Raw genomic sequence first — 11,530 nt, 5'->3', positions numbered from 1 at the left:
AGTTCGTCCTCAAGGAATCTCACGCCATCTGACCATTCACGTCAACCTTCTTTACCTTCCCCTAACCCTCCGCCGCCCGCCTTCCCCGACCCGAATAAAGGAACACCCGAAAAGTCGCCGAACGGATCGCGCCGCCGCCCGGATCAGGACAGCCTGGTGAAGACCGAGGTCGACTCCAGGAAGAGGTCGAGGCCCTCGGGCCCGAGCTCACGCCCCCAGCCGGACTCCTTGAAGCCCCCGGTGGGCATGGTGACGTCGGGCAGGCCGTGGACATTGATGCCGACCCGGCCGGCTCTGAGGCGTGCGGCGACCTGATGCGCCGTTCTGACGTTGCGCGTCCACACCGAGCCCGCGAGGCCGTAGGGGGTGTCGTTGGCGGCCGCGACCGCTTCGTCGAGGGTGCTGAAACGCATCGCCGCGACGACCGGGCCGAAGATCTCCTCGCGGACCGCACGCATCCGCGGCCGCGCGTCGCCGAGCACGGTCGGTTCCACGAAGAATCCCGGGCCCGCGCTCCGGCCTCCCGCGACCACGGTGGCGCCCTCGGTGACCCCCGACTCGATGTAGCCCATCACCGTCTCGCGCTGCTCCGCGGAGATGAGCGGCCCCATCTCCGCGAGAGGGTCGAAGCTGTACCCCACCTTGAGCGCCTCCGCGCGCCGTGCGACGCCGGCCACGACCTCGTCGTAGACGGCCTCGTGGACGAGCAGCCGGGAGCCGGCCGTGCACACCTGGCCCGCGTTGGAGAAGATCGCGGCGGCGGCCCCGGCGACGGCCTCCTCGACGTCCGCGTCGTCGAAGACGAGGACCGGGGACTTGCCGCCGAGTTCGAGGGACACCTTCTTCAGGTTGCCGGTCGCGGCGCGGACGATCGCCTTGCCGACCGAGGTCGAACCCGTGAACGCCACCTTGTCCACCAGCGGGTGCTCGCTCAGGCGCGCGCCGACGGTGACGCCGTCGCCGGTGACGACGTTGAGCACCCCGTCGGGAAGGCCGGCCTCCTGGGCGATCTCGGCCAGCATGAGGGTGCTGAGCGGCGTCAGTTCCGCGGGCTTGACGACGCAGCTGCAACCGGCCGCCAGCGCGGGGGCGACCTTCCACGCCGCCATCACCAGGGGCGAGTTCCACGGGGTGATGAGGGCCGCGACGCCGACGGGGCTCTTGAGCGTGTAGGCGTGCAGGTCCATCCCGCGGCGCCGCAGCTGCGAGGCCCGGCCGGCGATCTTGTCCGCCCAGCCGGCGTAGTACCGGAAGACGCGGGCCGCCTCGGGGAGGAAGCCGTTGCGGACGTTGCGGTGGGGTGCGCCCTGGTTGAGCGCCTCCGCCGTCGCGATCTCGTCCGCCCGTTCTTCGAGCAGGTCCGCGATGCGCCACAGGACGCGTGCCCGGTTCTCGGCGGGCAGGCGGTGCCAGGTGCCCGCGTCGAAGCTGCGGCGGGCCGCGTCGACGGCCGCGTCGGTGTGGGTGAGCGTGGCCTCGGGAACGACGGCGATGACCTCGCCCCTCCCCGGGTCCACCACCTCCCGGTGCCCCTCGGACTCCACCCACCTGCCTCCGATCAGCATGCGCCAGTCGCGGCCGGGCCACTCGGGGGCGTGCACGTGGGTGTCGGGGAGCAGTGGCATTCAGGTCGTCCCTTCAGGCGAAGCGCGTGATCCGCAGGCCAGCACGCTAACCTAATGTCGGCTGTCTGTCAGCTGTGAGGTCGAACCACCGTGAAGCTGCGGGACACGCTCGTTGACAAGATGATCGGTGCCGATTAGATTCCGAGCATCTAGCAGCTATCAGACAGGACGCCATGACATCGGGTTTCCCCGCATCGCCGCGGGCAACGGGCGGACCGCAGCCTCTCACCGAGCCGGTGGACGTCCATTACCGCGTCGACGGGGACCTCGGCGCGGGCCCGCCCCTGGTCTTCGTCCACGGGGTGGGCAGCGGCCTGGAGGCATGGCAGGGCGTCCTGGACGAGCTGCCGCCGGGGCGCGCGTTCGTCCGCTACGACCTTCGCGGGCACGGCCGCTCGCCGGCGCCCGCCGGTCCGTGGAACGTGGACGACTTCGTCCTCGACCACCTGCGGCTCCTCGAACGCCTCGGCGTCGGGACGGCCGACACCGTCGGCTTCTCGCTGGGCGGCCTCATCGTCCAGCGGATCGCCGTGACGCGTCCCGAGGCCGTTCGCCGTCTCGTCGTGATCGGCGCCGTCGCCGGCCGGACCGGGGAGGAGCGGGCCGCGGTGCTGCGGCGGCTCGCGACGGTCGAGGCCGAAGGCCCCGCCGGTGCCGCGCGCGGCAGCGTGCGGCGCTGGTTCAGCGAGGAGTATCTGGCCGGGCACCCGGACGCCGGCGCGGAGGTCGTCGCCCGGATGGAGCGGCTCGACCGCGACGCCTACACCCGCGCCTACCGGGTGCTGGCCACCACGGATCTGGCGGACGACCTGGGGCGTATCCGTGCGCCGCTGCTCGCGATGACCGGCGAGTCCGACATCGGGTCACCGCCTCGCATGTCCCGGCTGATGGCCGACCGGACCGGCGGGCGCGCGGCGGTGCTGCCGGGGGCGCGCCACACGGTCCTGCAGGAATGCCCGGAACCGATCGCGAAGGAGATCGCCACACATGTCCGCTGACACGCTGCCCGACCAGGACCTTCACGACGAGGGGATGAAGGTGCGCCGGGAGGTGCTCGGCTCCGAGTACGTCGACGCCGCGACCTCCCACGTCGACGATCTGACGGTCGAGTTCCAGAGGTTCATGACGACGTACTGCTGGGGCGAGATCTGGACCGACGACCGGCTGGCCCGGGCTCAGCACAGCCTCGTCGTCCTGGGCGTCACGGCCGCTCTCGGCAAGACGCGCGAGTTCGAGATCCACTCGCGCGGCGCGCTCCGCAACGGGCTCACCCCCGAGCAGCTCACCGCGGTGGTCCGGCAGGTCGCCGTCTACGCGGGCGTCCCCGCCGCCGTGTCGATCCTGCCGAGCGCGCGGGCGGCGATCGCCGACCACGAGCGCGAGGTCGCGGACGCCGGCCCGGCCTGAGGCTCAACGGTCCGCACGCGACGGTCCGCACGCGACGGTCCACACGTGGGAAGGCGCCCCTCGGCCCTGGCTCGGGGCGCTCTTCACACCGAGGCCGGACTCAGCCCCTGAGCTCCGGAGAGATGAGATCGAGGCCCTCACCTTCCGCGAGCAGGGGAAGCGCGGTCTCGGCGGCGTGCTCGACGTGCTGACGGCACAGTTCCTCGGTGCGGGCGGCGTCACCGGCGACCGCCGCGTCGCAGATCGCCTGCACCTCCGCGAGGGACTCCTTGGCCCGGCCGGGCTTGGAGAGCGAGACGGCGCGGACCAGCGTCACCCGGCGGTTGATCGAGTCGAGGATCTGCTTCAGCTCGGCGTTCTTGGCCCCGTTCACCAGGACCTCGTAGAACGCGGTCTTGGCGATCGACAGCCGGCGGGTGTCCTCGGCGACCTCTTCGAGGTGGATCAGCGCCGTCCGCAGCGCGCGCCGCTCGGACTCGGTGGCGCGCTCGGCGAACAGGCGTCCGGCCAGGCCCTCCAGGGAGGAGCGCACCTCGTAGAGTTGCTTCGCGTCCTCGACCGAGAGGGTCGACACCACGGTCCCGCGTCCGTTGGTGGAGACGACGAGACCTTCCGACTCGAGTTGGCGGAGCGCCTCCCGGACGGTCGCGCGGCTCGCTGTCGTGGTCTCGCACAGCTCCCGTTCCACGAGCACCTGTCCGGGCAGGAGCCGCAGGTCGGTGATCGCTTCACGGATCTGCGCCGCGACCTGATCGCGGATCAGGGCGGGCGGGCGGTTGACGGCAGTACCAGAGAACGTCACGGCGCAATCATGACACAGAACCGGGAGAGATGTCCGCTGTAGGACAGCTCGGCGGCGATGCTGACCGCACTGTGCGCGCGCCGCCCGTCCCGGCGCCGCGCCGCCGCCTCGTCTGCCGTCGGCTTCGCGGACGAGCATTCCGCCGGGGCTCGCGCACGCGGAGGACGACACGGTGCCCGCACGGCGTGTGTTACAAGCAGATGTCGAGACCGTCAGCTATTGACCTGTCAGATAGCTAACGGCAGACTGATGCGCATCTTCGCGGGGAACACCGCGTTTCGGCCCATCGACCTGCCGAACGACCGGTGACCCGCCGAACGACCGGCCCGGTTCACCATCGGAACCCGGTACGCCATCAGAACAAGGGATGCCTGTATGGAACGGATGCGCCCCTCGGCGTCGGAACCAGCACAGGGGACGCTCCCCGCCACCACGCTGCACACCGTCGTCGACGGCGCGCCCGGGGCGGGGACGCCGACCGTCCTGATCCACGGCGTCGGCTCCGACCTGGCCCGATGGGATCCGGTCATCGGACCGCTCGCGGACAAGGGCACGGTCGTCCGCTATGACCTGCGCGGCCACGGCACCTCGCCGAAGCCGGCGGGCCCCTACGACATCGCCGACTTCGTCGCCGACCACGTCGGCCTGATGGCGGAGCTGGGCATCGCGAGGGCGAACATCGTCGGCTTCTCCCTCGGCGGGCTGATCGCCCAGGCCGTCGCGCTGCGCCATCCCGGACTGGTCGGCAGGCTCGTCATCCTGAGCGCCGTCGCGGGCCGCACCGCAGCACAGCGTGCCGCGGCGCTCGCCCGCCTGCGCGCGGTGGAGACCGGCGGTCCCGCCGTCGTCGCCGACGGCGGGGAGCGGTGGTACACCGACGACTTCCGGAAGAAGAACCCCGGCGTCGTCCGCGCGCACCTGGACCGCTTCCGGCGGAACGACCCGGCCGCCTACGCCGCGGCCTTCCGCGTCCTGGCCACCACCGACCTCATCGACGAGCTGCACCGCATCACCGCTCCGACACTGATCATGACGGGCGCGCTGGACGTCGGCTCGCCCCCCGAGATGTCCCGGGCGATGCACGAACGGATCGCGGGGTCGCGGCTGGTGGTCGTCGAGGGCGTCAAGCACGCCGTCTTCGAGGAGGCCGCCGGCATCGTCGCCGCCACCGTCCGCGACTTCCTGCACCCGCCCGGGGAAGGCCCGCGGGTCCCGCCGTCCGGGCGCCCGCCCGGCCGCGCGGTCGCGCGCGGCGACTGACCCGGGTCCACGCAGCATCATCCGACTCTGACGAAAGGTGGAGGCAGTGGCACGCCAGAACGCGGATCGGCCGGGCCCCGCGCCGGACGGCGCGATGAGCCGGCGGTTCGTCCTGCAGGCCGGTGGGGTCTCCGCGCTGGGCCTGCTCATCGCCGCGTGCGGCGGCGTCTCGACCGGCGAGCAGTGGGCCGAGGGGCCGACCGGGCCGCCGGTCCGCGGCGGAGACCTCGTCTTCGCGATGAGCATGAACTTCTCGACGCTGGACCCGGCCTTCTCGCAGAACACCACCGAGCGCTTCGCCTACTACGCGATCTACAACACGCTGGTGGCCTACGACAAGGACTTCAACATCGTCCCCGAGCTCGCCGAGAAGTGGGAGACGAGCAAGGACGGCAAGCGGCTGACCCTGCATCTGCGCCGGGGCGTGCGGTTCCACGACGGCACGGCCTTCGACGCCGAGGCCGTGAAGTGGAATCTCGACCGCATCCTCGACAGGAGGACCAACTCGCCCTTGCGCGGCTCGCTCACGCCGCCCCTCGAAGCCGTCGAGGTCGTCGACGACGCGACCGTCGAGCTGAACCTGGCCACCGCCTGGCGGCCGCTGCTCGCCGCGCTCGGGGAACGGCCAGGCTTCATGGTGTCGCCGGCGGCCGTCCAGAAGTACGGCGCGGACTACGGCGTCCACCCGGTCGGGACCGGACCGTTCGAGTTCGTCGGCTACACCGCCGACAGCGAGCTCAAGCTCAAGCGGTTCAACGGCTACTGGGACCCCGGCAAGGTGCACCTCGACTCCATCACCTTCAAGAACACGCCGGAGCAGCAGGTCCAGCTGACGATGCTGCGCACCGGCGAGGCGCACCTCACGGACCCCATCACCCCGCAGCTGGCCCTGACGATCCAGAAGGACTCGGGCGTGGCGCTCAAGGAGGCGCGGACCGGGAGCTGGTACGCGCTGCAGATGGACTGCGACAAGCCGCCGTTCAACAGGCCCGAGCTGCGCCAGGCCATCGCCCACGCCACCAACCGCGAGGGCGTCAGGAGCGCGATCTACCGGGGCAAGGCGCGCGTCGCCACCGGTCCCACCGGCATCGGCTGGGCGTACTTCGAGGAGGACACCCTGCCGGTGTACCCCTACGACCTGAACCGGGCCAGGCAGCTCGTCCAGCAGGCGGGGGCGGCGGGGCTGACGGTGAACTACGTCAACTCCAGCGATTCCGACTACCAGGCGATCGCCCAGCTCCTGCAGGGCGACTACGCCAAGATCGGCCTGAAGGTGAAGGTCGGCACCGTCCCCGGCAGCGACTACTACAACAACGTGGTGGACGACAAGATCGGCTGGTCGCTCACCCAATGGACACCGCGGGCCGACCCGGACGGGCTCCTGCGGACCCTGCTCTACAGCAAGGGCGGCCAGAACTCGACCGGCTACAGCAATCCCGAGGTCGACCGCCTGCTGGACGAGGCCGCCGGCGTCCTCGACAACGCCGAGGCCGCGAAGATCTACCGGCGGATCCAGCGGATCGTGGAGAAGGACGCGCCGTACGTGTGGGTCGTCTGGCCCAACGCCCTCGTCCCGCACAGCAGCGGGCTGGGCGGCGTGACCCTGTACCCCGACGCGATCTACCGCCTGCGCGAGATGTGGATCAGCCGGTGACGTCCGGGCGGTCGCGGGACATCCCTCAAGGCTGGAGGCACAGGCTGCTGTGACGTGGTATGTGATCAAGAGACTGGGCGCGGCGGTGCTGGTGATGATCGTGGTCAGCGTGCTGACCTTCATCGTCACGCGGGTGCTGTTCCCCGACCCGGTGCGGACGCTCATGGGGGGCCAGGACTCCTCGGCGACGCCCGAGCAGCTGCGGCAGATGACCAGCAGCCTCGGCCTGGACAAGCCGATGGCCGTCCAGTACTTCGACTGGCTCGGCAACCTGCTGCAGGGCGATCTCGGCCGTTCGTTCCGGACGCCGACCGGGGTCACCGAGACGATCCTGGAGCGGATCCCGGTCACGGTCGAGCTGATGGTGCTCGCCCTGCTGATCGCCCTGGTGGCCGGGACGGCGCTGGGCGTGGCGGCCGCGCTCTTCCGCGGCCGCTGGATCGACGCACTCGCCTCGGGCGCCTCGGTGCTGGCCCTGTCGCTGCCCAACTTCTTCCTGGGCATCCTGCTCGTCTACTTCTTCGCCCTCACCCTGGGCGTGCTCCCGAGCAGCGGCTACGTGCCGTTCTCGGAGGACCCGCTGGGCAACCTGGAGCGCATGGTGCTGCCGTCGGTCACGCTCTCGATGGCCTACGTCGGGACGTTCGCCCGCTACACCAGGGCGCTGATGCTCAGCGTGCTCTCCGAGGACTACGTCCTGCGGGCGCACGCGAGCGGCCTGGACCCGCGCCGGGTCGTGGTGCGCCACGCGATGAAGAACACGATGATCCCGATGGTCACCGTCGTCGGGCTCAACGCCGCGGGGCTGGTGGGCGGCGCGGTCGTCACCGAGAACATCTTCTCCCTGCCGGGCGTCGGCACCCTGCTGACCAACTCGATCCTCGGCAAGGACTTCCCGGTACTCCAGGGGCTGATCCTCGTCATCACCCTGGGCGTCGTCGTCATCAACCTGCTGGTCGACCTCCTCTACGGCGCCCTCGATCCCAGAATCAAGGTGAGCTGAGATGGCCGCGACCACTTTCCCGACCGCGGCCCGGCCGCGCGTCTCGACGGGGCGCCGCCTGTGGACGGCGACGAGCGCCTACCCGCGGCTGACGCTCGGCTCGGTCCTGCTGTCCGTCCTGGTCGTGCTGGCGCTGGCCGCGCCGGTCTTCGCCACCCACGAGCCGCTCGAACAGCACCTCGCGACGGTGCTCAGCCCTCCGGGAGGGGGCTACGTCTTCGGCACCGACCAGCTGGGACGCGACGTCTTCAGCCGCGCCCTGTACGGCGGCCGGCTCGTGCTCGCCGTGGCCATCGTCTCGGTGCTGATCGCCCTCGTCGTCGGGGTGCTGGTCGGCCTGCTGGCCGGCTATGTCGGCGGCTGGGTCGACGCGGTCGTGATGCGCGTCATGGACGGCCTGATCGTCTTCCCGGAGCTGATCCTCGCGCTCGCGATCACCTACGCGCTCGGACCGAGTTTCTGGACGGTCGCCGCGGCCATCGCCGTGGTGAACGTGCCCAAGTTCGCCCGCGTCGTGCGCGGCCAGGCGCTGAGCCTGCGGGAGCGGGAGTTCATCGCCTCGGCGAAGGTGTCGGGCGCGTCCACGTCGCGGGTGCTGCTGCGGCACCTGCTGCCCAACGTCCTGGAGGTGACGGTGGTGCAGTCGGCGCTGACCGGCGGCATGGCGATCTTCACCGCGGCCAGCCTGAGCTTCCTCGGGCTGGGACTCCCCGCCCCCGCGCCCGACTGGGGCGGCATGCTCCGCGACGGCTATCCCTATCTGGGCACCGTGCCGCTGATGTCGCTCGTCCCCGGTTTCCTCATCTTCGTCGCGATGCTGAGCTTCAACCTGATCGGGGACGGCCTGCGCGACCTCTTCGATCCAAAGGTCACGGGGCGTACCCGCCGCCGGCGGAAGCGATCCGGCACGGCGATCCAGGGTGGCGAACGGACCGGCGAACGGACCGGTGAACGGAGTGGAGGAGCCGGCGATGAAGTCTGACATCGAGACGCCCCTGCTCGAGGTGAGGGACCTCCAGGCCGTCTACGACTCGCCCCGGGGCCCGGTGCACGCCCTCAACGGCGTCTCGTTCACCGTGCGGGCGGGCGAGGTGCTGGCCCTCGTCGGCGAGTCGGGGAGCGGCAAGAGCGCCTCGGCCCTCGCGATCATGGGGCTGCTGCCGCGCACCCGCGGCCGGATCACCTCCGGTCAGATCCTGTACGAGCGGCGCGACCTGCTGCGACTCCCGGAGCGCAGGCTGCGGGCGCTGCGCGGGAACGAGATCGCGCTGATCTTCCAGAACCCCATGACCACGCTCAACCCGACCCTCACCGTCGGCGCGCAGCTGCGCGAGGTGATCGGGCAGCACACCGGCGCGTCGCGGCGGGAGGCCGACGCCCGCGCCGTCGAGCTGCTCGGCCTGGTCGAGATCTCCGATCCGGCCGCGCGGCTCAAGAGCTATCCGCACCAGCTCTCCGGCGGGCTCCGGCAGCGCGTCATGATCGCGCTGGCGCTCAGCTGCGACCCGAAGCTGCTCATCGCGGACGAGGCCACGACGGCGCTCGACGTGACGACGCAGGCGCAGATCCTGCGGCTGCTCAAACGGGTCACGGCCAGGCTGGGCACGGCCATGGTCGTGATCACCCACAGCATGGGGGTGGTCGCCGGCCTCGCCGACCGGGTGGCGGTGATGTACGCCGGCCGGATCGTCGAGATCGGCGACGTCGACGAGATCTTCTACGCCGCAGAGCACCCCTACACCGTCGGGCTGCTCGGCGCGATCCCGCGGCTGGACACCCCGCGGTCGGAGGACCTGGTCTCGATCGAGGGGAGGCCCCCGTCGCTGCTGGCACTGCCCCCGGGATGCCCGTTCGCGGACCGGTGCCAGGTCGTGCTCGACCGCTGCACCGCCGAGGCGCCAGAACCCGTCTCACCGGAGCGGCACACCGCGGCGTGCTGGGTGGACCCCGGCGAGGTACGTGCTCGGACGGGCCGTGCGGACGCCGCCGTCATGGAGGGAGGGGAGGCACGATGACCGCGACCGCGACGAGCGCGACGGGCGCGACGCCGTCCGGCGACGGCGCCCTGCTGGAGGTCACCGACCTCCGGGTCCACTACAAGTCCCGGTCCCGCGCCCATCGCAGGCTCGGGTACGACGTCCGGGCGGTCGACGGCATCTCGTTCGCCGTCGCGCCCGGCGAGACGCTCGGCCTGGTGGGGGAGTCCGGGTGCGGGAAGAGCACCACGGGCCGGGCCGTCCTGCAGCTGGTCAAGCCGACCGGCGGCACGGTGAGGTTCGACGGCGTCGACGTCACCGGGGCGGGCCGGCGGCGGCTGCTCGAGGTCCGCCGCGGACTGCAGGTGGTCTTCCAGGACCCCTACGACAGCCTCAACCCGCGGATGAAGGTCGGTGACATCGTCGCCGAGCCGCTGGCCATCCACGGTCTGGCCAAGGGCGAGGCGCGGCGCGGGCGCGTGGGCGACCTGCTCGAACTGGTGGGGCTCGGCCGCGAGATGATGTCCCGCCGCCCTTCCGAGCTGTCGGGCGGCCAGCGCCAGCGCGTCTGCATCGCCAAGGCGCTCGCGGTGAACCCGAAGTTCATCGTCTGCGACGAGGCGGTCTCCGCGCTCGACGTGAGCGTGCAGGCGCAGGTGCTGAACCTGCTGCGGAGGCTCCAGCGGGAACTCGGCCTCTCCTACCTGTTCATCGGCCACGATCTGAGCGTCGTGCGGCACATCTCCGACCGCGTCGCGGTGATGTACGCGGGCCGGCTGGTGGAGTCGGCGGCGAGCGAGCCGCTGTACGAACGGCCCTACCACCCCTACACCGTGAGCCTGCTCGCGTCGTCGCCGGTCCCCGACCCCCGGATCGAGCGCGACCGGCCCGTCGTCCCGGTGGCGGGCGAGCCGCCGAGCCAGTCGAACCTGCCCGCCGGGTGCCGGTTCGCGGCCCGGTGCCCGCTGGCCCGGGACAGGTGCCGCGCCGAGGCGCCCGCGTACACCGAGGTGGAGCCCGGCCGGATGGTCGCCTGCCACTTCTGGCGGGAGGTCAGGGACACCCCGGCCAGGGCCGGCGCGGGGGCCGCCCCATGAGCCGGGTGCCGTCGGCCGGACCATCCGCGAGCGCGCCCGCCGATGTGTTCCAGGCGCTGACCGCGTCCGAGCGGGCCGTCTACGAGCAGGCCGGATACCACCGCGTGTTCGGGCTCGGCGCATCGCCGGCGCTGCTCGTCGTCGACGTGGAGTACAACTTCACCGGGGACGCCGACGAACCGGTTCTGGACTCGGTCGCGAAGTACCCCGACAGCTGCGGCGGGGCCGCGTGGCGCGCGGTGCCCGCGATCGCACGGCTCCTGGCGGCGGCCCGGGCCGCGCGGATCCCGGTCGTCTACACCCACGGCAGGCCCGAGGGCGACCGCCCCGGCACGCCGCGCCGCGGCACCGACATCATCGACGAGATCGCCCCGCGGGACGGCGAGTACGTCGTGGCGAAATCGGCGGCCAGCGCCTTCCACGGGACGGACGTGGCCGCTCACCTGCGCGGCGGCGGGGTCGACACCGTCGTCCACGCGGGCTGCACGACCAGCGGCTGCGTGCGCGCGAGCGTCGTGGACGCGGCGGCGCACGGTTTCCGCAACGCCGTGGTGGAGGAGTGCGTCTTCGACCGGGCCGTCCTCCCGCACCAGGTGAACCTGTTCGACATGGACGCCAAGTACGCCGACGTGATCTCGCTCGGGGCCGCCGAGAACTACCTGGCGGGCCTGTGACACACGGTCAGGCGTGGAACGGTCGGAAGGAT

Annotated in this window: 11 protein-coding genes; 9 read left to right on the top strand and 2 right to left on the bottom strand. The window is 71.6% G+C overall.

Annotation, left to right across the window (positions count from 1 at the left end; all coding sequences use genetic code 11):
* Nucleotides 1-143: 143 nt before the first annotated feature.
* On the bottom strand, nt 144-1,625 hold the full coding sequence (locus ACFPZN_RS09110) for an aldehyde dehydrogenase family protein (protein ID WP_378281385.1): 1,482 nt from the start codon (nt 1,623-1,625) through the stop codon (nt 144-146).
* 236 nt (nt 1,626-1,861) lie between these two features.
* Here ACFPZN_RS09110 and ACFPZN_RS09105 point away from each other — a divergent pair, with 236 nt between their 5' ends.
* A complete protein-coding gene (locus tag ACFPZN_RS09105; protein ID WP_378281384.1) occupies nt 1,862-2,623 on the top strand; it encodes an alpha/beta fold hydrolase in 762 nt (253 codons plus the stop codon).
* Complete coding sequence (locus ACFPZN_RS09100; RefSeq protein ID WP_378281383.1) at nt 2,613-3,032, top strand: carboxymuconolactone decarboxylase family protein; 420 nt, start codon at nt 2,613-2,615, stop codon at nt 3,030-3,032. The genes ACFPZN_RS09105 and ACFPZN_RS09100 overlap by 11 nt, the downstream gene beginning before the upstream one ends.
* 100 nt (nt 3,033-3,132) lie before the next feature.
* Here ACFPZN_RS09100 and ACFPZN_RS09095 read toward each other — a convergent pair whose 3' ends face one another.
* The gene (locus tag ACFPZN_RS09095) at nt 3,133-3,834 is read right to left on the bottom strand and encodes a GntR family transcriptional regulator (RefSeq protein WP_378281382.1); all 702 of its coding nucleotides are present in this window, start codon (nt 3,832-3,834) and stop codon (nt 3,133-3,135) included.
* Nucleotides 3,835-4,209: 375 nt separating this feature from the next.
* Here ACFPZN_RS09095 and ACFPZN_RS09090 point away from each other — a divergent pair, with 375 nt between their 5' ends.
* The 7 genes from ACFPZN_RS09090 to ACFPZN_RS09060 all read left to right on the top strand — a co-directional run bounded on the left by ACFPZN_RS09090 (nt 4,210) and on the right by ACFPZN_RS09060 (nt 11,498).
* On the top strand, nt 4,210-5,094 hold the full coding sequence (locus ACFPZN_RS09090) for an alpha/beta fold hydrolase (RefSeq protein WP_378281381.1): 885 nt from the start codon (nt 4,210-4,212) through the stop codon (nt 5,092-5,094).
* A gap of 46 nt (nt 5,095-5,140) precedes the next feature.
* On the top strand, nt 5,141-6,748 hold the full coding sequence (locus ACFPZN_RS09085) for an ABC transporter substrate-binding protein (RefSeq protein ID WP_378281380.1): 1,608 nt from the start codon (nt 5,141-5,143) through the stop codon (nt 6,746-6,748).
* Between the two features lie 61 nt (nt 6,749-6,809).
* Entirely contained in the window at nt 6,810-7,751 is a 942-nt protein-coding gene (locus tag ACFPZN_RS09080; RefSeq protein ID WP_378281379.1) for an ABC transporter permease, read from the top strand.
* Between the two features lies 1 nt (nt 7,752).
* On the top strand, nt 7,753-8,733 hold the full coding sequence (locus ACFPZN_RS09075) for an ABC transporter permease (protein ID WP_378281378.1): 981 nt from the start codon (nt 7,753-7,755) through the stop codon (nt 8,731-8,733).
* On the top strand, nt 8,723-9,766 hold the full coding sequence (locus ACFPZN_RS09070) for an ABC transporter ATP-binding protein (RefSeq protein WP_378281377.1): 1,044 nt from the start codon (nt 8,723-8,725) through the stop codon (nt 9,764-9,766). The genes ACFPZN_RS09075 and ACFPZN_RS09070 overlap by 11 nt, the downstream gene beginning before the upstream one ends.
* Nucleotides 9,763-10,824: an ABC transporter ATP-binding protein gene (locus ACFPZN_RS09065; RefSeq protein WP_378281376.1), complete on the top strand. Its 1,062-nt coding sequence runs from the start codon at nt 9,763-9,765 to the stop codon at nt 10,822-10,824. Before ACFPZN_RS09070 ends, ACFPZN_RS09065 begins: the two co-directional genes overlap by 4 nt.
* Nucleotides 10,821-11,498, top strand: a complete 678-nt coding sequence (locus ACFPZN_RS09060) for an isochorismatase family protein (RefSeq protein WP_378281375.1) — start codon at nt 10,821-10,823, stop codon at nt 11,496-11,498. The genes ACFPZN_RS09065 and ACFPZN_RS09060 overlap by 4 nt, the downstream gene beginning before the upstream one ends.
* Nucleotides 11,499-11,530 lie beyond the last annotated feature (32 nt).

This window comes from Actinomadura rugatobispora (assembly GCF_042656285.1).
Classification (GTDB): domain Bacteria; phylum Actinomycetota; class Actinomycetes; order Streptosporangiales; family Streptosporangiaceae; genus Spirillospora; species Spirillospora rugatobispora.
This window is presented reverse-complemented; position numbering and strand designations above follow the sequence as displayed.